This is a genomic window from Streptomyces roseolus (genome assembly GCF_014649855.1).
GTDB classification, from domain to species: Bacteria; Actinomycetota; Actinomycetes; order Streptomycetales; family Streptomycetaceae; genus Streptomyces; species Streptomyces roseolus.
The window spans coordinates 155,718-177,584 of the sequence record NZ_BMTV01000018.1 but is presented as its reverse complement, the minus strand read 5'-3'; the positions used below and the strand labels follow the sequence as shown (position 1 = coordinate 177,584).

Sequence of the window (21,867 nt, the reverse complement as noted above, 5' to 3'; positions counted from 1 at the left end):
TTCGGCCAGTACCGGCGCATCACCAACCGCTGGGAGGCCGGCGTCCTCACCGGCAAGGGCACCGGCTGGGGCGGCTCGCAGGCCCGCGCCGAGGCCACCGGCTACGGCAACGTCCTCTTCACCGCCGAGATGCTGCGCCACCGCGGCCAGGACCTGGAGGGCCTCCAGGTCGGCGTCTCCGGCTCCGGCAACGTGGCCCTCTACTCCATCGAGAAGGCCCAGGCGCTGGGCGCCCACGTCCTCACCGCCTCCGACTCCAGCGGCTACGTCGTCGACGAGAAGGGCATCGACGTGGCCCTGCTCAAGCAGATCAAGGAGGTCGAGCGCGGCCGGATCTCCGCGTACGCCGAACGGCGCGGCGGCGCCGCCCGGTTCGTCGCCGGCGGCAGCGTGTGGGACGTCCCCGTCGACATCGCCCTCCCCTCCGCCACGCAGAACGAGCTGGACGAGAACGCCGCGCTCACCCTCGTGCGCAACGGGGTCAAGGCCGTCTCCGAGGGCGCCAACATGCCCGTCACCCCGAAGGCCGTCCGCCTCCTCCAGGAAGCCGGCGTCGCCTTCGGCCCCGGCAAGGCCGCCAACGCGGGCGGCGTCGCGACCTCCGCCCTGGAGATGCGCCAGAACGCCGGACGCGTCTCGTGGGACTTCGCCCGGGTCGAGCAGGAGCTCGCCACCATCATGCGCGACATCCACCGCACCTGCGTCGAGACCGCCGAACGCTACGGCACCCCGGGCGACAACGTCGCCGGCGCCAACATCGCCGGCTTCGAGCGCGTCGCGGCGGCCATGCTCGACCAGGGCGTGATCTGACCCGCCCTCCCCGACCGGGCTCCCGGTCCGCTCCCATGTGCGGGGGAGCGGACCGGGAGCCCGCCTACGCCGGGCCGCCGAAGGCCGCGCCGAGACGGGCCAGGAGCGGACCCACGGAAGGGTGGGCGTCCCGGCGCGGCGCGATCGCGTAGATCCCGCGCGTCGGGGCGGCGACGAGCCGCACCGCCGTGACGTCCGGGCGCAGCGCCCGGGCCAGCACCCCGGGGATCAGGGCGACGGCGTGACCGGTCGCCACGAGGGCCAGCTTCCCGGGGAGGTCCGCGGCGGCGAGGTCGACGCGGACGGCGACCCCGGCGCGGGCCGCGTGCTGCCGCAGCAGCGCCGCCGAACCGTCGTCGTCCTCCGCCCACGTCTCCCCGGCGAGTCCGCCGATGTCCACCGGACCGCCGCCCGCCCGGGGATGCCCGGCGGGCAGCGCGACGACCATCTCGTCGAGTCCCAGGAAGTGGCGCACGAGCCGCGGCTCGTGCGGAAGCCCGGGCGGCGCGTCGGTGACGACGGCGACGTCGAGGTCCCCCGCGAGCACCCGCTCGTGCAGCGCCGCGGTCAGCCCGGGGCGCAGGCTCCAGCGCAGCGGACCCGCCTCGTCGAGGAGCGCCCGCACCGCCTCGGGGACGATCCCCGCCGCCAGCGAGGGCGTGGCCCCGACGGCCAGCGGCCGGTCCCGCGCCCCGTCCCGGACGTCCCGCACGGCGCGCAGCGCCCGGTCGGCCTCGTCGAGCGTGGCCAGGGCGTGCCGCCGGAACACCTCCCCGGCCGCCGTCGGGCGCACACCGCGCGCGTGGCGCTCCATCAGCTCCACGCCGAGCTGCCGTTCGAGCCCGGCGATCTGCCGGGACACGGCCGACTGCGTGTGGTGCAACTCGACCGCCGCCGCCGACAGCGAACCGAGCCGGCACACGGTCACGAAACTCCGCCACACCGCCAGATCCATGACCGCAGTATGCGGCGGATATGCGCCGCACGCATACCTCACCTGCCGGCTCTGCGCTTGTCGCAGCGCCGACGGGGGCGCGATCGTGGCCCCATGACCGCACCACGGAGAATCGCCGTCCTCGGACTGGGACGGATGGGCACCGCGATCGCCGCACGACTCGCCGCGCAGGGCGCGCACGTGACGGGCTGGACGCGCTCGGGCGGACCGCGGGAGGGAGAGGCGCACGAGGACCGCGTCCCGGGCGGTTTCACGACGGTCCCCGACGCGAAGGAGGCCGTGGCGGGCGCCGACACCGTCCTCCTCGCGCTCTTCGACGGGGCGGCCTGCCGGGCGGTCCTCGACGCCGTCGACGGCGCGCTGCGCGAGGGCGCCGTCGTCGTCAACACCGCCACGGTCGCCCCCGACGAGGCCTCGGAACTGGCCCGGCGCCTGGGCCCCGGGTACGTCCACGCACCCGTCCTCGGCTCCGTGCCGGCCGTCGCCGCCGGCACGCTGACGCTCCTCGCCGCCGCCGGGGAGCCGGCCACGCTCGACCGGGTGCGGCCGGTGCTCGACGCGCTGGGCACCGTACGGCCCGTGGACGGGGCCGCCACCGCCGCCGCGCTCAAGCTGGTCGCCAACCACGGCCTCGCCGGCGCCGTACTCGCCCTGCGCGACGCACTGCACCAGGCCGACGCCCTCGGCCTGCCCCGCGACCGGGCCCTCGACGTCCTCGAACGCGGCCCGCTCGGCGGCCTCGCCTCCCGCAAGCGCCCCTACCTCCTCGACGGCCCGCCCCCGGCCACGGCCGAGTTCACGATCGGCGCGCTCGCGAAGGACCTGGCCCTCCTGGCCGAGGCCTCGCAGCACCCGCTGCGGGGCGGTACGGCCCCCGCGGCCGAGCCCGACGCGGACATCGCCCTCGCCGCCACGGCCCCCGCCGTGCCGGACGAGGTCCTCGCCCCGCTCCGCGCCTACGTCCGGGGCCACGCCACCGGCGATCCCCGCCACTTCCGCGAGGCGTTCCTGCCCACCGCCCGCGTCGAGGGGATCCGGGACTCCGTCCTCGTCTCCTGGCCGCTGGACGAGTACTGCGCCCTGTTCCGGGGCCGTCCGGCACCGGACGAGGCGACCCGGTCCCGGCGCGTCGACACCGCGGACGTCCACGGCACCGTCGCGACCGCCACCATGACGCTCCTCCACGGCCCGGACACCTTCACCGACGTCTTCCTGCTGGTTCGCGTCGACGACACCTGGCGGATCGCCAACAAGGCGTACCACCGTCACCCGACGGCCACCCCCTCCTCCAGCACCAGGTAGTCCGAGAGCGGCGCCGCCGCTGTCGGTCGTCTCCCGGTCACCGCCCGCATGATCGCCGCCACCTCCGCGTCTCCGTGCGCCGGCACGAGCACGCGGCAGGCCCGGCCCCGGCCCCGACCCGGACCGGGGCCGGGCAGGGGCAGGGGCCGGGGCCGGAGGGCACGCGCCGCGCCCCTTGACCCCGCCCGGGCCGGAGCCGGAGGGCGCGCCCGGCCGAGAGGGGGTTTCCGGCCCCGTGCCGGATCCGGCCGGAGGCCATGAGGCGGCACCCCCGCCCCCGGCCCGGGGGCCTCGTCCCATGCCGGGCGGCGGCCCTCGGAGCCGTATCGCCGCTTCAGGGAGCGCCCCCCCGTACGGGCACGAGCGGGCGGGGGCGACACTCTCCCTCGTGACCACGAGTACCCCCGCGCCCCCGCCCGCCACGGCACCCACCCCCGCCCCCGGCACCGCCCCCACGCCCGGCACCGGTCACGCCGCCGCCCATCACGGCGAGCTGCTGCAGGGGGTCTTCGCCGACGGCGCCGGGCGGCCGCGGGCCGGTCTCGTGACGCTCCCGCTGGACGGCCCAGGCACCCGGGCGGAGTTCACGCCGAGTCCCGGCGCCCCGGCGGGCGCGGTCGCCGTCGTGCCCGCCGGGCGGACGAAGGCCGCCCGCGCCGCACGGCTCGCCGTAGCCGTCTGCGCGGCCCGCACCGGCCGCCCCGCCCGCGGCGGCACCCTGCGCCTCGCCGGCTCCGTGCCGCTCGGGCTCGGCATGGGCAGCTCCACCAGCGACGTCCTCGCCACCGTGCGCGCCGTCGCCGACGCGTACGGGCTCCGCCTCGACCCCGGCACCACCGCGGGCCTCGCCGTCCGCGCCGAAGGCGCCAGCGACCCCCTCATGCTCGACGAGCGCCCCGTCCTCTTCGCCCAGCGCGAGGGCCGCGTCCTCGAAGTCCTCGGGCCCGCGCTGCCGCCGCTCCTCGTCGTCGGCTGCCTCCTCGCCGGCGGCGCCCCCGTCGACACGCTCGCCCTGCCCGCCCCGGAGGCCACCGGCCCCGAACTCCGCGCCTACAACCGCCTCCGCGACCGGCTCCGCCGCGCCGTCGCCGACGGCGACGCCGCACTCCTGGGCCGGGTCGCCACCGCCAGCGCCCGCCGCGCCCAACGCGTCCTGCGACAGCCGGACTTCGAGGCGCTCGTCGCCCTGGCCCGCCGCACCGGCGCCGTCGGCGTCCAGATCTCCCACAGCGGCTCCGTCGCCGGCGTCCTCCACGACCCGGCCGCCCCCGGCGCCGAGGCCCGCGCCGACGCCACCCGCCGTGCCCTCGCCGCCGCCCGCATCCCGTACACCCGCACCTTCGCCGCCGGCGGCCCTCGTCCGGCGCCCGTTCATCCGTGTCGTTGTTGGGCCGAACGGGTGAGGGGCGGGAGGATGGGCCCATGAGTAGGTACGAGAGGTACGACGTCACCGACGAGCAGTGGGAGGGCCTGGCCCAGGTCCTGCCGCTGCGCGGCCGTGACGAATGGCCGTCCAGGGTCGACCACCGCACGATCCCCGAACAGTACGAGTCCGTCGAACAGCGCCGCATGGTCGTGCTGCGGGTCCAGGTCTTCGCCGACGCCCGCGAGGTCGCCGAGTACCTCATCGCCCAGATCCCGGTCCTGCTCGACCTCACCGGCGCCGACCCCGAAGTCGCCAAGCGGATCCTCGACTTCAGCAGCGGCGTCGTCTTCGGTCTCGGCAGCGGCATGCACCGCGTCGACCGCAACGTCTTCCTGCTCGCCCCTCCCGGGACCGAGGTCGAGAGCACCGGCGAGGCCCCGTCGGGCGACGAGGACGAGGAACCCGTCGGCGCGCCGCGCGCCGGAGTCCCCCGATCGTAGGAAGGTCATCTCGACGTAACGGTTCGTCAGCCCGACCCCTGCGTACGGTCCGATCATGGACCTCACCTGCGGCCCCACCCTCGCCCGCACCCCCGGCCCCCTCGCCTCGGCCCCCGGAGCACCCCGCCCGGACACCGTCCCCGGCCCCCGCCCGACCCCGCCCTCCGACAGGGGAACGGGCGGGGACGACGGCAGCGGCACGGCACCGACCACGGCCCCACGCACGGGCTCCGACCCACGCACGGCGCCCGGTACGGGCACGGCGCCTGGCCCCGGTACGGGCACGGCGCTCGGTACGGGCACGGCCCCTGGCCCTGGTACGGGCACGGCGCTCGGTACGGGCACGGCGCCTGGCCCTGGTACGGGCACGGCGCTCGGTACGGGCACGGCGCCTGGCCCTGGTACGGGCACGGCGCTCGGTACGGGCACGGCCCCTGGCCCCGGTACGGGCACGGCGCTCGGTACGGGCACGGCCCCCGGCACGAGCACGGCACCTGGCCACGGCACGGCCCCGGGCAGGGGCGCAACGTCCGGCCGTGGCACGGCACCCGGCACCATCACCGCCGCCGCCACCGGATCCGGAACCCACCCCCGCCCTCACTCCCACCTCCGTCCCGGCACCCGCCCCCCGTCCCGCCGCCGTCCGCGCGCCGAAGGCGCGGGAGACGTCGACGGCGGCCACAGCGGCGACACCGCCGGCGGCCACGGTGCCGACACCGACACCGACACCGCCGGCGGCGTCGGCGCCGGCCCCGACTCCGCGCCGCCGGCCCTGACCCGGCCCGCCGTGACCGAGCTGCGGCTCTCCGCCTTCGCGGGGCGCCGCCGCGCCGCGTACGCCCTCGCGCCCGTCACCCTCTTCGCCGGGCCGAGCGGCAGCGGCAAGTCGACCGTCCTCGGCGCGTACGAGGCGCTGGCCAGGCTCGGCGCGGGGGAGCCGCTCGGCGAGGTGTTCCCGCGCCCCGCCGACCTCGTCCCCGACAGCGCCCGGCCCGACGCCCAGGGCCGCCGCGGCTTCCGCATCGGCTGCACCGTCGACGGCCCCGTCGGCCCGGTCCGGATCGACCTCGCCGTCCAGGCCCACCCCGATCTCCGCATCGTCGGCGAACGCCTCACCCGCCACGGCCGCATCCTCCTCACCACCGCCCTCAGGGACCCCGGCCGCGCCACCGTCCAGGCCGCCTGGCTCACCGCCGGCGCCACGCCCGTCACCCGTGCCCCGCTCCCCGACGACCTCCTCGGCACCGCCCTCCTTCCGCTGCGGGTCGCCGGCGCCACCCAGGGGCAGCGCGAGGTGCTCGCCGCCGCCGAACAGGCCGTCGTCGGGCTCCGCTCCCTCTTCCCCTGCGCCCCCGAACCGGAGAGGATGCGCGCGCCCGTCCTCCCCGGCGAGGGCCGGCTGCTGCGCGACTGCGCCAACCTCGCCGAGGTCCTGCACCGCACCCACACCGACTGCCCGCGCCGCCACCAGCGCCTCGCCGTCGTCGCCGGTGCGGGCTGCGCCGGACCCGTCACCGGCGTCGGCACGCAGGAGCTCCGCGACGGCACCGTCCGCGCCCTCCTCGCCCGGGGTGCCCGCCCCGCCACCCCGCTCAGCCGCCTCGGGGCCGGCGAACTCCGCTACCTCGCCCTCGCGCTGACCCTCCTCACCGGCCCCGGCGTCCTCGCCATGGACCGCATCGCCGAGGTCCCCGACGCCATGCAGTGCCTCACCCTCCTCGCCGACGACCTCGACCGGGGACTCGACGACCGTCAGACCACGGCCCTCCTCGACCTCGCCGCCGCCATCGCCGCCGGCGGCCACATCCGGCTGGCCGGCGCGGTCGGCGGGCGCGCCGCCGACCGCGCCCGGCGGACCCCCGGGGTGGCGGTGGTAGACCTGACCCCGTGACGGACACCGAACACGACGTGGCGGGGCTCCAGCGCCGCCTCGCCGCCTTCGCGGCGGCGCGCGACTGGCAGCCCTACCACACGCCCAAGAACCTGGCGGCGGCGCTCAGCGTCGAGGCGGCCGAACTCCTGGAGATCTTCCAGTGGTTGACGCCGGAGCAGGCGGAGAAGGTGATGGAGGACCCGGGCACGGCCCACCGGGTCGCCGACGAGGTGGCCGACGTCCTCGCCTACACCCTCCAGTTCTGCACGGTGCTGGGGATCGACCCCCTCGCCGCGCTCGCCGCCAAGATCGACCGGAACGAGCTCCGCTTCCCACCCCGCAGACGGGACGGAACGGACGAGTCGGACACCGAAAGCGCCGATCGTCACTCTTCGGAGTGATCGCCTCATCCCCGCCGAGATGCCTGTCCACAGATTTCCGAATTCCTCTGGTGCCGCGGCTCAGGCGGCCTCACTCTGGGTAGTGGACTGAGAGAACGTCAAGTCGTACGAACGGGGGCGGAGTTGATGGAAGCGGAGCGACTCGTCCAGGCCGGTCTGCACGCGCTGGGCGAGAGCCGGACGGCACACGACATCGTGGCGGAAGCCTGGCAGGCCCGGGCCCTCGCCCAGGCGATGGGAAGTCACCTCGCGCTCTGCGGACCGCTGGAGCTGCGCGGCGAGGCACGGGGGCTCAGCGAGGCGGGGGAGTACCCGACGTGGGGAGCGGCCGGCCCGCGCGCGGCGCGGCTCACCGAGGTCGGCGACCCGCGCTCGGCGCTCACCGCCCTCGGCGAGCTGCTGGGGGAGGTGGGCATCGCGCTCGTCGGCGTGGCCTCGGTGACCGACGACGAGAGCCTGTACTGGCAGTGCATGGAGGCCATCGACGCCGCCGACGAGGCGGGCGACCGGGTCCGGGGCATGCTGCGCCGCCTCGACGTCCGCGAGCAGGGCCGGGCCCGCCCTCCCGACCCGCCGAGGCACCGGGCCGGTCCTCCGCCCGCCACCGCCCCGCACCCCGGGTCCTCCGCCGACCCCTCCCGCCCGGCCCCCGAGCCCGGCCGGGAGACGGACCGGGCACCCGACGGGGAGAGGGGGCGGGAGCGGGAGCGCGACCGGGCCCGGGACCGCTGAGGTCCCGGGCCCGGCAGCGAGGGAGACGAGGGAGAGAAGGGGGGCAGGGGGCGGCGGGGCGGGGGAGCGAAGAGAAGCGGAGGGAACGGAGGGAAGGAAGGGGGAGGAACGGAGGGAAGGAAGGGGCGAGGGGGCGGCGGCGCGGTCAGCGCGTCCCGGGGCCGCTGTCGTGACGGCCGGCGGCGGGACCCTCGGCGGCGGATCCGTCCGCCGTGAGCTCCGCCGCCGCGGGCCCCGCGTCCAGGCGCTCCGCCGTCACGGGCCCCGCGTCCAGGCGCTCCGCCGAGGACTGGAGGTCGGCGTCCAGCTGGGAGAGGTCGGCGGAGAGCGCGGCCATCAGCTCCTCCATCTGCTGGAGCAGCCCCTTCGGGGCTCCCGGAGCCTGCTGCTCGGGCACGGACTGCGGCACCTGCTGCTCGGGCAGCGCCTGCTCCGGCGCGGCTTCCTGGGACATCGCGGCCTCCTCGACCCGCACCCCGGCCGGCACGGACGGGACCACGGGAGAAGAACGACGCACCGGCTGCGGCCGCCGGCACGCGGGCCGGGCGGTCCGGCTCCGCCCGAGCAAACGACGACGCCCGGTCACGGTCACTGGCCAGCGGTGACGCGTCCCGCCAGGGGGATGGATATTCACCCGACCGGGCCGGGAGGCCCCCCGCGCTGACGCGCGGCTTGACACGCACCGCGAGGTGCAGGATGGAGGCATGGATCTTCGCGTTTTCACCGAACCGCAGCAGGGCGCCGACTACGACACCCTCCTCAGGGTGGCCCGGGCCACCGAGGAGCTCGGCTTCTCCGCCTTCTTCCGCTCCGACCACTACGTCCGCATGGGCGCCGGGGACGGGCTGCCCGGACCGACCGACGCCTGGATCACCCTGGCCGGTCTCGCCCGCGAGACGAAGCGGATCCGGCTCGGCACCCTGATGACCGCCGCCACCTTCCGGCTGCCGGGCGTCCTCGCCCTCCAAGTGGCCCAGGTCGACCGGATGTCCGGCGGCCGGATCGAGCTGGGCCTGGGCGCCGGCTGGTTCGAGGAGGAGCACACCGCGTACGGCATTCCGTTCCCGAAGGAGAGGTTCGGCCGGCTGGAGGAGCAGCTGGCGATCGTCACGGGTCTGTGGGGGACCGAGGCCGGCAAGACCTTCGACTACGAGGGGAGGTACTACCGTCTCGCCGACTCGCCCGCGCTGCCGAAGCCGGCGCAGCGGAGGATCCCGGTCCTGATCGGTGGCCACGGCGCGACCCGTACGCCGAGGCTGGCGGCGCGGTACGCCGACGAGTTCAACATCCCGTTCGCCTCCGTCGAGGACACCGCGCGGCAGTTCGGCCGGGTGCGGGCCGCGGCCGAGGAGGCGGGCCGGCCGGCCGGGGACCTCGTGTACTCCAACGCGCTGGTCGTCTGCGTCGGCAAGGACGACGCCGAGGTGGCGCGCCGCGCCGCCGCGATCGGCAGGGAGGTGGAGGAACTGAAGGCCAACGGTCTCGCGGGCTCGCCCGCCGAGGTCGTCGACAAGCTCGGCCGCTACGCGGCGGTCGGCTCCTCCCGGGTCTACCTCCAGGTCCTCGACCTGGACGACCTGGACCACCTGGAGCTGATCTCCGCCCAGGTCGCGCCCCAGCTGGGCTGACGGCGATGGCACCGGACCGGACGCTCGGCGAGGCGCTCTCCGACGGGGTGCTCGTGCTCGACGGGGGGCTCTCCCACCAGCTGGAGGCGCAGGGATGTGCGCTGTCGGACGCGCTCTGGTCGGCGCGGCTGCTCGCCGACGCGCCCGAGCAGATCGCGGCGGCCCACACCGCCTACGTCCGGGCCGGTGCCCAGGTGCTGATCACCGCCAGTTACCAGGCGACCTTCGAGGGCTTCGCGCGCCGGGGGCTCGGCCGGCGGGAGACGGCGGAGCTGCTGCGCCGGAGCGTGGCGCTGGCCCGTGCCGCCGGGGAGGGGAAGGCCTGGGTGGCGGCCTCCGTCGGGCCGTACGGGGCGATGCTCGCCGACGGGAGCGAGTACCGGGGGCGGTACGGGCTCTCGGTGCGGGAGCTGGTGGCCTTCCACCGGCCCCGGGTGGAGGCGCTGGCGGCGGCGGGGCCGGACGTGCTGGCGCTGGAGACCGTGCCGGACGCCGTGGAGGCCGAGGCGCTGCTGCGGGCGGCCGAGGGGTGCGGGGTGCCGGTCTGGCTGTCGTACACGGTGACCGGCGGGCGGACCCGGGCCGGGCAGGGGCTGGCGGAGGCGTTCGCGGTCGCGGCCGGGAACGCCCAGGTGGCGGCCGTCGGGGTGAACTGCTGCGCGCCGGCGGAGGCGGCCGGGGCCGTCGCCACCGCCGTCGCCGTCACCGGCCGTCCCGCCGTCGTCTACCCGAACAGCGGGGAGCGCTGGGACGCGGAGGCCCGGGGCTGGCGCGGGGCGCCCGGGTACGGGCCGGCGGCCGCCCCGGCGCTGGCCGCGGGGTGGGCCGCCGCCGGGGCCCGGCTGATCGGCGGCTGCTGCCGGGTCGGGCCGGAGACCGTCGCAGCCCTCGCCGCCGCGGCCGGGCTGGCACCGAAGGCGGGGGGAAGAGGAAAAATGCCTGGTCGGGGGTGAGGAGGGGCGCCCATACTCGGACGTGTGTTCCTGACGATCAGTACGACCGGCACCCCGGAGCGACCCGCGACCGATCTCGGATTCCTGCTGCACAAGCATCCCGAGCGGGCGCAGGCGTTCTCGACCTCGCACGGCACCGCGCACGTGCTCTACCCCGAGGCCACCGCGGAGCGGTGCACCGCGGCCCTGCTCCTGGAGGTGGACCCCGTGGCGCTGGTGCGCCGGGGCAAGGGGAAGGGCCGGGGCGGCGCCCCGGACGCGGCGCTCGCGCAGTACGTGAACGACCGGCCGTACGCCGCGTCCTCGCTGCTCGCGGTCGCCCTGGCGCAGGTCTTCAAGACGGCGCTGCACGGCCAGTGCCGGGCCCTGCCCGAGCGGGCGGCCGAGCCGCTGCCGCTGCGGATCGAGGTGCCGGCGCTGCCGGCGCGCGGCGGCGCGGAGCTCGTACGCGCGCTGTTCGGGCCGCTCGGCTGGACGACGGTGGACGTCGAACCGGTCGCGCTGGATCCGGAGTTCCCCGAGTGGGGGGACTCGCGGTACGTGCGGCTCGTCCTGGAGGGTGAAGGGCTGCGGCTCGCGGACGCGCTGAACCAGCTGTACGTGCTGCTGCCGGTGCTCGACGACGCCAAGCACTACTGGGTGGCGCCCGACGAGGTCGACAAGCTGCTGCGGGCCGGCGAGGGCTGGCTGGCGGCGCACCCCCGGCGCGAGCTGATCACCACCCGCTACCTGGCGCGCCGCCGTGGCCTCGCCCGCGAGGCCGCGGAGCGGCTCGAACTGGTCCGGCTCGCCGAGGCCGACGGGCTCGACGTCGAGGACGTCGACAACGCCGTGGACGAGACGAGCGACACGGAGGAGCGGCCGGTGCCGCTCGCCGAGCACCGGCGGGCGGCGATCCTGGCCGCCCTGCGGGCCGCCGGCGCGGCCCGGGTCCTCGATCTGGGATGCGGCCAGGGCCAGTTGGTGCAGGCGCTGCTCAAGGACGCGCGGTTCACGGAGATCGTGGGCGTGGACGTGTCGGTGCGGGCGCTGACCGTCGCCGCGCGCCGGCTCCGCCTGGACCGGATGGGCGAGCGGCAGGCCGCCCGCGTGAAGCTGCTCCAGGGCTCGCTCGCGTACACCGACAAGCGGCTCGGCGGCTATGACGCGGCCGTGCTCAGCGAGGTCGTCGAGCACCTGGACCCGCCCCGGCTCCCGGCCCTGGAGTACGCGGTGTTCGGTGCGGCCCGGCCCCGCACGGTCGTCGTGACGACGCCGAACGTCGAGTACAACGTGCGCTGGGAGACGCTGCCCGCCGGGCACGTCCGGCACGGTGACCACCGGTTCGAGTGGACCCGGGCCGAGTTCCGGGAGTGGGCCGGCGCGGTGGCCGGACGGCACGGCTACGCCGTGGAGTTCGCGCCCGTCGGCGCGGACGACCCCGAGGTCGGCGCGCCCACGCAGATGGCCGTCTTCACCCGCTCCGGGGAAGAGGACGGACCGAGGACGAAGAAGCAGGAGGAGGACCGGGCATGACCGTCACCACCACCGGGGAGCGCCGGGTGCTGCCCGTCACCGACCTCTCCCTCGTCGTGCTCGTCGGCGCCACCGGCTCCGGCAAGTCGTCCTTCGCGCGACGCCACTTCAAGCCCACCGAGGTGATCTCCTCGGACTTCTGCCGGGGGCTCGTCGCGGACGACGAGAACGACCAGTCGGCGTCGAAGGACGCCTTCGACGTCCTCCACTACGTCGTCGGCAAGCGGCTCGCGGCCGGCCGGCTGACCGTCGTCGACGCCACCAACGTGCAGCGCGAGGCCCGCCGACAGCTGGTGAGCCTCGCCCGGGAGCACGACGTGCTGCCGATCGCGATCGTGCTCGACCTGCCGGAGTCCGTCTGCCGGGAGCGCAACGCGCTGCGGGCCGACCGGGCCGGCATGCCCGACCACGTGATCCCCCGCCACCGGCGCGAGCTGCACCGGGGCCTGAAGGGCCTGGAGCGGGAGGGCTTCCGCAAGGTCCACGTGCTCCGCTCGGTCGCCGAGGTGGAGGCCGCGGAGATCCGGCTGGAGCGCCGGTTCAACGACCTGCGGCACCTCACCGGGCCGTTCGACGTCATCGGCGACGTCCACGGCTGCCGGAGCGAGCTGGAGACGCTGCTCGCGCGGCTCGGCTACGTCGACGGCGCGCACCCGGAGGGCCGCACGGCGGTCTTCGTCGGCGACCTCGTCGACCGGGGTCCGGACTCGCCGGGCGTGCTGCGCCGGGTGATGGACATGGTGGCGGCCGGGAACGCGCTGTGCGTGTCCGGAAACCACGAGAACAAGCTGGGCCGCTGGCTCAAGGGCAGGAAGGTCCAGCGGACCCACGGCCTCGCCGAGACGGTGGAGCAGCTGGAGCGCGAGCCCGAGGAGTTCCGGGAGCGGGTGCGGGAGTTCATCGACGGGCTCGTCTCCCACTACGTCCTCGACGGCGGGAACCTCGTGGTCTGCCACGCCGGTCTGCCGGAGAAGTACCACGGCCGCACCTCGGGCCGGGTCCGCTCGCACGCGCTGTACGGCGACACCACCGGCGAGACCGACGAGTTCGGGCTTCCGGTGCGCTACCCGTGGGCGGAGGACTACCGGGGCCGGGCGACGGTCGTGTACGGCCACACGCCGGTGCCGACGACGTCCTGGGTCAACAACACGATCTGCCTGGACACCGGCGCCGTGTTCGGCGGGCGGATGACCGCGCTGCGCTGGCCGGAGCGCGAGCTCGTCGACGTACCGGCCGAACGGGTCTGGTACGAGCCGGCCCGGCCGCTGGCGTCGGAGGCGCCCGGCGGGCACGAGGGCCGGCCGCTCGACCTCGCCGACGTCCACGGACGGCGGACGGTGGAGACCCGGCACCTGGGCAACGTGGCGGTGCGGGAGGAGAACGCGGCGGCGGCCCTGGAGGTCATGAGCCGTTTCGCGGTCGACCCGCGGCTCCTCGCGTACCTGCCGCCGACGATGGCGCCGACGCCGACCGCGAAGGCGGAGGGCTTCCTGGAGCACCCGGCGGAGGCCTTCGCCCAGTACCGGGCGGACGGGGTCGAGCGGGTCGTGTGCGAGGAGAAGCACATGGGTTCGCGGGCGGTGGCGCTGGTCTGCCGGGACGCGGACGCGGCCCGCGAGCGGTTCGGCGTGGACGGGCCGACGGGTGCCCTGCACACCCGTACCGGCCGGCCGTTCTTCGACGACGGGGCCGCCACCGAGGAGGTCCTCGCCCGACTGCGGACGGCGATCGGCGCGGCCGGGCTCTGGGAGGAGCTCGACACGGACTGGCTGCTGCTCGACGGCGAGCTGATGCCGTGGTCGCTGAAGTCCGGCGGGTTGCTGCGCCACCAGTACGCGGCGGTCGGCGCCGCCTCGGGAGCCGTCCTCCCGGAGGCCGTACGGGCGCTGGAGACGGCGGTCGCGCGGGGCGTCGAGGGCCTGGACGGGCTGCTCGCCGCGCAGCGCGGACGGACCGTGGACGCGGGCGCGTTCACCGAGGCGTACCGGCGGTACTGCTGGCCGACGGAGGGACTGGACGGGGTGCGGTTCGCACCGTTCCAGCTGCTCGCGGTCCGGGGGCGGTCGCTCGCGGACGTGCCGCACGACGTCCAGCTCGGGTGGCTGGACCGGCTCGTCGAGCACGATCCGACGGGGCTGCTCCAGGTGACGCGGCGGATCGTCGTCGACACCGGCGACGAGGCGTCCGTCCGCGCGGGCACCGACTGGTGGCTGGAGCTGACCGGCGCCGGCGGCGAGGGCATGGTCGTCAAGCCGCTCGCGGCGCTGGTCCGCGACGGCTCGGGCCGCCCGGTGCAGCCGGGCGTGAAGGTGCGCGGCCGCGAGTACCTGCGGATCGTGTACGGCCCCGAGTACACCCGCCCGGAGAACCTGGAGCGGCTCCGGCAGCGCCACCTCGGCCACAAGCGTTCGCTCGCGCTGCGCGAGTACGCGCTGGGCCTGGAGGCGCTGGACCGCCTCGCGGCCGGGGAGCCGTTGTGGCGGGTGCACGAGGCGGTCTTCGCGGTCCTCGCCCTGGAATCGGAGCCGGTCGACCCGAGGCTGTAGCCCGGCCCGCCCGGGGGCCGTGCGAAAAGGTCTCCCCGGCGCGGAATTCGGCCGTGCGCTTCCCACGCGCACGGCCGTCCGCTCCGCCAGGATGGGCGCATGGGATTCCATGTCGACTCAGAGACCGGCCGGCTCCGCCGCGTGATCCTCCACCGCCCCGATCTGGAGCTGAAGCGGCTGACCCCGTCCAACAAGGACGCCCTCCTCTTCGACGACGTGCTGTGGGTGCGCAGGGCCCGGCAGGAGCACGACGGCTTCGCGGACGTGCTGCGCGACCGGGGCGTCGAGGTGCACCTCTTCGGCGACCTGCTGGCGGAGGCGCTCGACGTGCCGGCGGCCCGGAAGCTCGTCCTCGACCGGGTCTTCGACGAGAAGGAGTACGGGCCGCTCGCCGCCGACCACCTGCGGGCCGCCTTCGACTCGCTGGAGACGGGCGCGCTGGCGGAGGCACTGGTGGGGGGGATGACGAAGCGCGAGTTCCTGGCGGCGCACCGGGAGCCGACGTCGATCCGCTTCCACGCCCTCGATCTCGACGACTTCGTGCTCCGTCCGCTGCCGAACCACCTCTTCACCCGGGACACCTCGGCGTGGATCTACGACGGGGTGTCGATCAACGCGATGAAGTGGCCGGCGCGGCAGCGCGAGACGGTGCACTTCGAGGCGATCTACAAGCACCATCCGCTCTTCACCGGCCCGGAGGCGGGGCCGTTCCACCACTGGTCGGAGGGGCAGGCCGACTATCCGTCGACGATCGAGGGCGGCGATGTGCTCGTGATCGGCAACGGCGCGGTGCTGATCGGGATGAGCGAGCGGACCACCCCGCAGGCGGTGGAGATGCTGGCCCGGGGGCTGTTCGCGGCGGGTTCGGCGCGGACGATCGTGGCGCTCGACATGCCGAAGCGGCGGGCGTTCATGCACCTGGACACGGTGATGACGATGGTGGACGGGGACACCTTCACCCAGTACGCGGGGCTGGGGATGCTGCGCTCGTACACGATCGAGCCCGGCGACGAGGGCCAGGCGCTGCGCGTGACGGACCATCCGCCGGAGCACATGCACAGCGCGATCGCGGCGGCCCTCGGCCTCCAGGACGTGCGGGTGCTGACGGCGACGCAGGACGTGCACGCGGCGGAGCGGGAGCAGTGGGACGACGGCTGCAACGTGCTGGCGGTGGAGCCCGGGGTGGTGGTGGCGTACGAGCGGAACGTGACGACCAACACGCATCTGCGGAAGCAGGGCATCGAGGTCATCGAGATCCCGGGGAGCGAGCTGGGCCGGGGGAGGGGCGGTCCGCGCTGCATGAGCTGCCCGGTGGTGCGGGACGCGGTGTGAGGGGCCGCACGGCGTAGCGCGGTGCCTCACGGAGGTCAGGCCCCCAGGGACTGTATAGACATGCCTATGTATGTATAGACTTCCATCGTCCCGCAGGATCCGTCCCGACCGCATCCACCCTCCCACCCCAGGAGCGCCCGTCATGGCCCTTGACCTCTCCGGCCGCCACTTCCTCAAGGAGCTGGACTTCACCGCCGAGGAGTTCCGCGGCCTGGTGGCCCTCGCCGCCGAGCTGAAGGCGGCCAAGAAGGCGGGCACCGAGGCGCAGCGGCTGCGCGGCCGGAACATCGCCCTGATCTTCGAGAAGACCTCCACCCGCACCCGCTGCGCCTTCGAGGTCGCCGCCGCCGACCAGGGCGCCTCCACCACCTACCTCGACCCCTCCGGTTCCCAGATGGGGCACAAGGAGTCGGTGAAGGACACCGCCCGGGTCCTCGGCCGGATGTTCGACGGCATCGAGTACCGGGGCGACAGCCAGGCCACCGTGGAGGAGCTGGCCGCCTTCGCCGGCGTCCCCGTCTTCAACGGCCTCACCGACGACTGGCACCCCACCCAGATGCTCGCCGACGTGCTCACCATGACCGAGCACAGCGACAAGCCGCTCGACGGCATCTCCTTCGCCTACCTCGGCGACGCCCGCTTCAACATGGGCAACTCCTACCTCGTCACCGGCGCCCTGCTCGGCATGGACGTGCGGATCGTCGCCCCCGAGGCGTACTGGCCGGCCGAGGAGGTCGTCACCGCCGCCCGGAAGCTGGCCGAGGCGAGCGGCGCCACCCTCACCCTCACCGACTCCGTCGCCGACGGCGTCCGGGGCGCCGACTTCGTCGTCACCGACGTGTGGGTCTCGATGGGCGAGCCCCGGGAGGTGTGGGACGAGCGGATCGCCGCCCTCGCCCCGTACGCCGTCACCATGGACGTGCTGCGCGCCACCGGGAACCCGGACGTCAAGTTCATGCACTGCCTGCCCGCCTACCACGACCTCGGCACGAAGGTCGCCCGCGAGATCCACGACCGGCACGGCCTGACCGAGCTGGAGGTCACCGACGAGGTCTTCGAGTCGGCGCACTCGGTCGTCTTCGACGAGGCCGAGAACCGGCTCCACACGATCAAGGCCGTCCTCGTCGCGACCCTAGCGGGTCCCGCGGGGGCATAGGATCGCACGAGACGTCAGGGGGGTCCGGGCAGAAACGCCCGGACCCCCCTGACGCGTGTGCACCCCCTGTGCACCCCCACTCCCCCCACGCAGGACCAGCTCGTGCACGACCGGCTCGCGCAGGACCAGAGATGAGAACGCCCGCATGCTCTCGCGGATCAAATCCCCCCAGCAGCTGATCGCCGAATCCGGCGGCGACCTCGAAGGCCACGGCCTCAAGCGCACCATGGGGCTCTTCCAGCTCGTGTGCTTCGGCGTCGGGGCGATCGTCGGCACCGGCATCTTCGTCGGCCTCGCCGACAGCGTCGCCGAGGCGGGCCCCGCGGTCGTCGTCTCCTTCGTCCTCGCCGCGATCACCTGCGTCCTCACCGCCTTCTCCTTCGCGGAGCTCGGCGGCGCGATCCCGGTCTCCGGCTCCTCCTACTCCTTCGCCTACGCGAGCCTCGGCGAGCGGGCCGCGTTCCTCGTCGGCTGGTGCCTGCTCCTGGAGTACGGCGTCTCCGTCTCCGCGGTGGCCGTCGGCTGGAGCCAGTACCTCGACGAACTCCTCCACGGCCTCACCGGACTGCGGCTCCCCGACGCGCTCGCGGCCGGTCCCGCCGAGGGCGGCGTGGTCAACCTCCCCGCCGTGGCCGTCATCCTGATGGCCGCGACGCTCCTGGTCCGCGGCGTCCGCGAGAGCGCCCGCGCCACCGCCGCCATGTCGATCCTCAAGATCGGCATCCTGGTCGTCTTCTGCGCGATCGGCTTCTCCGCCTTCGAGGCCGGGAACCTCTCGCCCTTCGCCACCGAGGGCATGGGCGGCATCACCGCCGGCGCCTCGGTCGCCTTCTTCTCGTACATCGGCTTCGACGCCATCACCACCGCCGGCGAGGAGGTGAAGAACCCGCGGCGGAACATCCCGCTCGCGATCCTCGTCTGCATCGGCGTCGTCACCGTGCTCTACTGCGCGGTCGCCCTCGCCGCGATCGGCGCGCTCGGCGCCGACGAGGTCGCCGGCAAGCCCGCCGCGCTCTCCCTCGTCGTCGACCGGGTCACCGGCTCCTCCGTCGGCGGCGGGATCGTCGCCTTCGGCGCGGTCGTCGCCATCGCCTCCGTCGTCCTCGCCGTGATGTACGGCCAGACCCGCGTCCTCATGGCGATGTCCCGCGACGGCCTCATGCCCCGGATCCTCGAACGGGTCTCCCCGAAGACCTCCACGCCCGTCGCCAACACCTGGATCGTCGCCGCCGTCTTCGCCGTCCCGGCCGCCTTCGCCCCGCTCGACGTGGTCGTCGACCTCACCACCATCGGCACCCTCGCCGTCATGGCCGTGGTCAACCTCGCGGTGATGGTGCTGCGCCGCCGCGAGCCCGGCCTCGACCGCTCCTTCAAGGTGCCGCTCCACCCGGTGAGCCCGCTCCTCGGCATCGGCTTCTGCCTCTACCTCATCTGGGGGACCGGCTGGCGGACCTGGCTGGTCTTCGCCTGCTTCCTCGTCGCCGGCGCCGTGCTGTACGCGGCCTACGGGCGCCGCCACTCCCGGCTGGCGCTCACGGCCGCGGACGGGGCCGCTGGGCGGGCACCCGGGGGAGCGTGAACCAGACCGCCTTGCCGTGCGGGGTCGGACGGTGGCCGCAGTCGCCGCTGAGCGCCCGGAGCAGCAGCAGCCCCCGGCCGTGCTCCTGCCAGGGGTCGATCTCGGCGTCCGGATCCGGGCGGTCCAGCCGGCCGGGACGGGCCGGATCGGGGTCGTGCACCTCGATCTGACAGCCGTCCGGCGCGTCGAGCAGTTCCACGAACAGCTCGATCGGGCCCTCGCCGGAGGTGTGCTCGACGGCGTTGGCGACCAGCTCGGCGGTGAGCAGCTCCGCGGTGTCGCGGTCCGGCCGCCCGGCCGCGCCGGGACCGGCCGCGTCGAGGGCGGTACGGACCAGGGCGCGGGCGACGGGGACGGCGGCGGTGGTGCGCGGCAGCCGGACGCGCCAGGCGGTCCCGGGCGGGCAGGGGGGTGCGGGCATGGGGACGGGCTCCCTTTGCCGGGGGTGGCGGGAAGGCGGTGGAGGAGGCGCCGGGACGGCCCGGGACATCCTGGTTTCCACCCTATAAGGGGGCGGTTTCCGGCCGTAGAGACCCCCCTCCCGGCCCGGCGGGACCCAGGGCCCGCCCGCGGAGGACCTTGCGAGCGGCCCCCACGGGACTTTGGGCGGCCCGCCCTGCGGCCCTTGGACGGGCCCGCCCGCGCGGGACCCCGCGCGTCACCCGGCCCTCGGACGGCCCGCCCGCGCGGGACCGTCGCCGGCCGCGTCCTACAGGTCCTTCTCCACGGCCCGTACGTACTCCGCGCCGCGCTCCCACAGCAGCGCGTGCAGCGCGGCGAAGACCTCCGCCGACCGGCGCCCCGGCCAGCCGGCGGGCAGCAGCTCGGGCGGCAGGACCGGGTCCGCGTACGGCAGCCGGCGCCAGGAGTCGAGGGTGAGGAGGTAGTCCCGGTAGGCGTCCTCCTCCGTGCCCGGCTGCTCGCGCCAGGCGGCGAGGACCGGCTCGTGCCCGGCGAGGAACTCCTCGTGCAGCCGCGCGATCGCCGGCAGGTCCCACCAGCGGGCCACCGCCTCGGCCGTCGCCGTGTAGCCGAGGTGGTCGCCGCGGAAGAAGTCCACGTACGAGGAGAGGCCGAGCCGCTCCAGGGCGTTGCGGGTCTCCTCGTACAGCCGGCCCGGCGCGATCCACACGCCGGGGGCCGCCGTGCCGAAGCCCAGCCGGCCGAGCCGGGAGCGCAGCAGGTGGCGCTTGTGCCGCTCCTGCTCGGGGACGGAGAAGACGGCGAGGACCCAGCCGTCGGCGAGGGAGGGCTCCGTCCGGGCGTAGATCCGCCGGTCGCCGTCCTCCAGGAGCCTGCGGGCGTCGTCGGAGAGCGCGTATCCGGCCGCGCCGTCCGGGGTCCGGCGGGACAGCAGCAGCCCGCGCCGCTTGAGCCGGGACACCGAGGAGCGCACCGAGGGGGCGTCCACGCCGACCGCCGCGAGCAACCGGATCAGCGCGGCCACCGGCATCGGCGTCTCCTCCGCCGGCCTGCCGTAGGCGCCGTAGAGGGAGACGATCAGGGAACGGGGGGTGTGCTGCTCGGCCACGTGATCACTTTAGGCCGTGGAGCCCGGACGCGGCGGCTCAGGCCCACCCCGCCGTCCCGGCTCCGGGCGGTCGCGCAGCCGGTGCCGCTGGAGCTTGCCGGTGGCGGTGCGGGGGAGGGCGTCCACGAAGACGACCGCGCGGGGCGACGTGTACGGGGCGAGCCGGGCGCGCACGAAGGCGCGCAGCGCGGCGGCGGTGGCCGCGTCGCGCGGCACCCCGTCCCGTACCACCGCGTAGGCGACGACGGCCTGCCCGCGCAGCGGGTCGGGGCGGCCCACGACCGCCGCTTCGACGACGTCCGGATGGCCGAGGAGCACCTCCTCCACCTGGGGGCCGGCGATGGTGTACCCAGCCGAGATGATCATGTCGTCGGCGCGCGAGACGTACCGGAAGCGGCCGTCGGGCTCCCGGACGCACCGGTCGCCGGTGACGTTCCAGCCGTCGCGCACGTACTCCGTCTGGCGGGGGTCGGCGAGGTACCGGCAGCCGATCGGGCCGCGCACCGCGAGCAGTCCCTCGCGGCCGTCGGGGACGGGCCGGCCGTCCGGGCCGAGGACGGCCGCCCGCCAGCCGGGCACCGGGCGGCCGGTGGTGCCGGGGCCGCTGTCGGCGTCGGCGGCGGCCAGGACGATGTGGAGCAGCTCGGTGGTGCCGAGGCCGTTGACCAGCCGCAGCCCGGTCCTGGCGTACCAGGCGGTCCAGACGGCGTCGGGCAGGTGCTCGCCGGCCGAGACGCAGCGGCGCAGCGAGGACAGGTCGGCGGCCGAGCCGGCGTCGAGGAGGCCGAGCATCGCCCGGTAGGCGGTGGGCGCGGTGAAGAGCACGGAGACCCGGTGCCGGCCGATCGCGGCGAGCAGCTGCTGGGGACCGGCCCGGTCCAGGAGCACGGTGCTGGCGCCGGCCCGCAGCGGGAACACCAGCAGTCCGCCGAGGCCGAAGGTGAAGGCGAGCTGCGGGGAGCCGGCGAAGACGTCGTCGGGGCGGGGCCGCAGGACCCGCGCGGAGAAGGTGTCGGCGGCCGCGAGGACGTCCCGGTGGAAGTGGACGCAGCCCTTGGGGCGGCCGGTGGTGCCGGAGGTGAAGGCGATCAGGGCCACGTCGTCGGCGGCGGTGCCGGCGGCCGGCGCGGGGCCGGGTGCCTGGCGTCCGGCGCGGGCGAGGAGGTCGTCGGGCCCGTCGCCGCCGTACGGGACGACCAGCAGGCCCGGGACGCGGGCGGCCAGCAACTCGTCGAGCGCTCCCGCGTCGCACAGGGCGAGCGAGCAGGCGGCCGTCCCGGCGGCGAAGGCCAGCTCGGCGGCCCGCTGCTGCGCCGGGACGGTGACGGCGATGCCGCCGGCCTTCACGACGGCGAGCCAGCAGGCGGCGAGCCAGGGGGTGGTGGGCCCGCGCAGCAGCACCCGGTTGCCGGGCTTCAGGCCCAGTTCGCCGGTGAGCACCCGGACGATCCTGTCGACGCGCCCGCGCAGCGCGCCGTAACTCCACGTCCCGCCCTCCCCGTCGTGGAAGGCGGGACGCCCGGCGCCGAACCGCTCCGCGGTCCGGTCGAGGAGTTCGGCGGCGCAGTTGAGCCGTTCGGGGTAGTCGAGCCCGGGCAGCTCGAAGAGCAGCCGCGGCCACTGGGCGGCGGGCGGCAGCCGGTCGCGGGCGAAACCGTCGACGTGCCCGGAGGGCGTCAGCTCCACGG

18 protein-coding genes and 1 pseudogene are annotated in these 21,867 nt (G+C 75.6%); 14 read left to right on the top strand and 5 right to left on the bottom strand.

Features of this window, described 5'->3' with window-relative positions; translation table 11 throughout:
• The coding region (locus IE245_RS22135) for a dehydrogenase family protein (protein WP_506005188.1) at positions 1 to 810 on the top strand (810 nt) is incomplete at its 5' end.
• 64 nt (positions 811 to 874) lie between these two features.
• Here the strand turns inward: IE245_RS22135 and IE245_RS22130 are convergent.
• Positions 875 to 1,765 (bottom strand): LysR family transcriptional regulator, encoded by an 891-nt coding sequence (locus tag IE245_RS22130; protein ID WP_189950243.1) that lies wholly within the window; start codon positions 1,763 to 1,765, stop codon positions 875 to 877.
• A 57-nt stretch (positions 1,766 to 1,822) separates the two neighbouring features.
• Between IE245_RS22130 and IE245_RS22125 the strand changes: the two genes are divergently transcribed.
• From IE245_RS22125 to IE245_RS22100, 6 genes and pseudogenes are all read left to right on the top strand, one after another.
• Entirely contained in the window at positions 1,823 to 3,067 is a 1,245-nt protein-coding gene (locus IE245_RS22125; protein ID WP_373305372.1) for a nuclear transport factor 2 family protein, read from the top strand.
• 388 nt (positions 3,068 to 3,455) lie between these two features.
• Positions 3,456 to 4,493: a GHMP family kinase ATP-binding protein gene (locus tag IE245_RS22120; RefSeq protein ID WP_229851443.1), complete on the top strand. Its 1,038-nt coding sequence runs from the start codon at positions 3,456 to 3,458 to the stop codon at positions 4,491 to 4,493.
• A complete protein-coding gene (locus IE245_RS22115; protein ID WP_189950237.1) occupies positions 4,490 to 4,933 on the top strand; it encodes a cell division protein SepF in 444 nt (147 codons plus the stop codon). Before IE245_RS22120 ends, IE245_RS22115 begins: the two co-directional genes overlap by 4 nt.
• A 55-nt stretch (positions 4,934 to 4,988) precedes the next feature.
• On the top strand, positions 4,989 to 6,824 hold the full coding sequence (locus tag IE245_RS38125) for an AAA family ATPase (RefSeq protein ID WP_373305371.1): 1,836 nt from the start codon (positions 4,989 to 4,991) through the stop codon (positions 6,822 to 6,824).
• A complete protein-coding gene (locus tag IE245_RS22105) occupies positions 6,821 to 7,207 on the top strand; it encodes a nucleotide pyrophosphohydrolase (protein WP_229851442.1) in 387 nt (128 codons plus the stop codon). The genes IE245_RS38125 and IE245_RS22105 overlap by 4 nt, the downstream gene beginning before the upstream one ends.
• Positions 7,208 to 7,333: 126 nt before the next feature.
• Positions 7,334 to 7,801: pseudogene (locus IE245_RS22100) on the top strand (DUF6099 family protein); the annotation flags it as partial.
• A 283-nt stretch (positions 7,802 to 8,084) separates the two neighbouring features.
• Here IE245_RS22100 and IE245_RS22095 read toward each other — a convergent pair.
• Positions 8,085 to 8,393, bottom strand: coding sequence for a hypothetical protein (locus IE245_RS22095; protein ID WP_189950273.1), 309 nt, complete (start codon positions 8,391 to 8,393; stop codon positions 8,085 to 8,087).
• Positions 8,394 to 8,643: 250 nt separating this feature from the next.
• Here IE245_RS22095 and IE245_RS22090 point away from each other — a divergent pair, with 250 nt between their 5' ends.
• The 7 genes from IE245_RS22090 to IE245_RS22060 all read left to right on the top strand — a co-directional run bounded on the left by IE245_RS22090 (position 8,644) and on the right by IE245_RS22060 (position 18,648).
• Positions 8,644 to 9,567 (top strand): LLM class F420-dependent oxidoreductase, encoded by a 924-nt coding sequence (locus IE245_RS22090; protein ID WP_189950234.1) that lies wholly within the window; start codon positions 8,644 to 8,646, stop codon positions 9,565 to 9,567.
• A 5-nt stretch (positions 9,568 to 9,572) separates the two neighbouring features.
• A complete protein-coding gene (mmuM, locus tag IE245_RS22085) occupies positions 9,573 to 10,520 on the top strand; it encodes a homocysteine S-methyltransferase (RefSeq protein ID WP_189950232.1) in 948 nt (315 codons plus the stop codon).
• A 24-nt stretch (positions 10,521 to 10,544) separates the two neighbouring features.
• Positions 10,545 to 12,035, top strand: a complete 1,491-nt coding sequence (locus tag IE245_RS22080; RefSeq protein ID WP_189950229.1) for a 3' terminal RNA ribose 2'-O-methyltransferase Hen1 — start codon at positions 10,545 to 10,547, stop codon at positions 12,033 to 12,035.
• On the top strand, positions 12,032 to 14,581 hold the full coding sequence (locus IE245_RS22075; RefSeq protein ID WP_189950228.1) for a polynucleotide kinase-phosphatase: 2,550 nt from the start codon (positions 12,032 to 12,034) through the stop codon (positions 14,579 to 14,581). Before IE245_RS22080 ends, IE245_RS22075 begins: the two co-directional genes overlap by 4 nt.
• A 99-nt stretch (positions 14,582 to 14,680) precedes the next feature.
• Complete coding sequence (locus tag IE245_RS22070) at positions 14,681 to 15,913, top strand: arginine deiminase (RefSeq protein WP_189950225.1); 1,233 nt, start codon at positions 14,681 to 14,683, stop codon at positions 15,911 to 15,913.
• 142 nt (positions 15,914 to 16,055) lie between these two features.
• Positions 16,056 to 17,069 carry an ornithine carbamoyltransferase gene (gene argF, locus IE245_RS22065; RefSeq protein WP_189950223.1) on the top strand — a complete coding sequence of 338 codons (1,014 nt, stop codon included), beginning with the start codon at positions 16,056 to 16,058 and terminating at the stop codon, positions 17,067 to 17,069.
• 145 nt (positions 17,070 to 17,214) lie between these two features.
• Positions 17,215 to 18,648 carry an amino acid permease gene (locus IE245_RS22060; RefSeq protein WP_189950221.1) on the top strand — a complete coding sequence of 478 codons (1,434 nt, stop codon included), beginning with the start codon at positions 17,215 to 17,217 and terminating at the stop codon, positions 18,646 to 18,648.
• Here the strand turns inward: IE245_RS22060 and IE245_RS22055 are convergent.
• The 3 genes from IE245_RS22055 to IE245_RS22045 all read right to left on the bottom strand — a co-directional run bounded on the left by IE245_RS22055 (position 18,602) and on the right by IE245_RS22045 (position 21,865).
• A complete protein-coding gene (locus IE245_RS22055; protein ID WP_189950219.1) occupies positions 18,602 to 19,069 on the bottom strand; it encodes an ATP-binding protein in 468 nt (155 codons plus the stop codon). The two genes, IE245_RS22060 and IE245_RS22055, sit on opposite strands and share 47 nt — an antisense overlap.
• A 288-nt stretch (positions 19,070 to 19,357) precedes the next feature.
• Positions 19,358 to 20,179: a PaaX family transcriptional regulator gene (locus IE245_RS22050; RefSeq protein ID WP_189950218.1), complete on the bottom strand. Its 822-nt coding sequence runs from the start codon at positions 20,177 to 20,179 to the stop codon at positions 19,358 to 19,360.
• 9 nt (positions 20,180 to 20,188) lie between these two features.
• Entirely contained in the window at positions 20,189 to 21,865 is a 1,677-nt protein-coding gene (locus IE245_RS22045) for an AMP-binding protein (protein WP_189950215.1), read from the bottom strand.
• Positions 21,866 to 21,867 lie beyond the last annotated feature (2 nt).

Coding starts and splice junctions, on each gene's coding strand:
- IE245_RS22130 (WP_189950243.1), bottom strand. CDS start 1,765: ATGGATCTGGCGGTGTGGCGGAGTTTCGTGACCGTGTGCCGGCTCGGT.
- IE245_RS22115 (WP_189950237.1), top strand. CDS start 4,490: ATGAGTAGGTACGAGAGGTACGACGTCACCGACGAGCAGTGGGAGGGC.
- IE245_RS38125 (WP_373305371.1), top strand. CDS start 4,989: ATGGACCTCACCTGCGGCCCCACCCTCGCCCGCACCCCCGGCCCCCTC.
- IE245_RS22095 (WP_189950273.1), bottom strand. CDS start 8,393: ATGTCCCAGGAAGCCGCGCCGGAGCAGGCGCTGCCCGAGCAGCAGGTG.
- IE245_RS22090 (WP_189950234.1), top strand. CDS start 8,644: ATGGATCTTCGCGTTTTCACCGAACCGCAGCAGGGCGCCGACTACGAC.
- mmuM (WP_189950232.1), top strand. CDS start 9,573: ATGGCACCGGACCGGACGCTCGGCGAGGCGCTCTCCGACGGGGTGCTC.
- IE245_RS22075 (WP_189950228.1), top strand. CDS start 12,032: ATGACCGTCACCACCACCGGGGAGCGCCGGGTGCTGCCCGTCACCGAC.
- IE245_RS22070 (WP_189950225.1), top strand. CDS start 14,681: ATGGGATTCCATGTCGACTCAGAGACCGGCCGGCTCCGCCGCGTGATC.
- argF (WP_189950223.1), top strand. CDS start 16,056: ATGGCCCTTGACCTCTCCGGCCGCCACTTCCTCAAGGAGCTGGACTTC.
- IE245_RS22060 (WP_189950221.1), top strand. CDS start 17,215: ATGCTCTCGCGGATCAAATCCCCCCAGCAGCTGATCGCCGAATCCGGC.
- IE245_RS22055 (WP_189950219.1), bottom strand. CDS start 19,069: ATGCCCGCACCCCCCTGCCCGCCCGGGACCGCCTGGCGCGTCCGGCTG.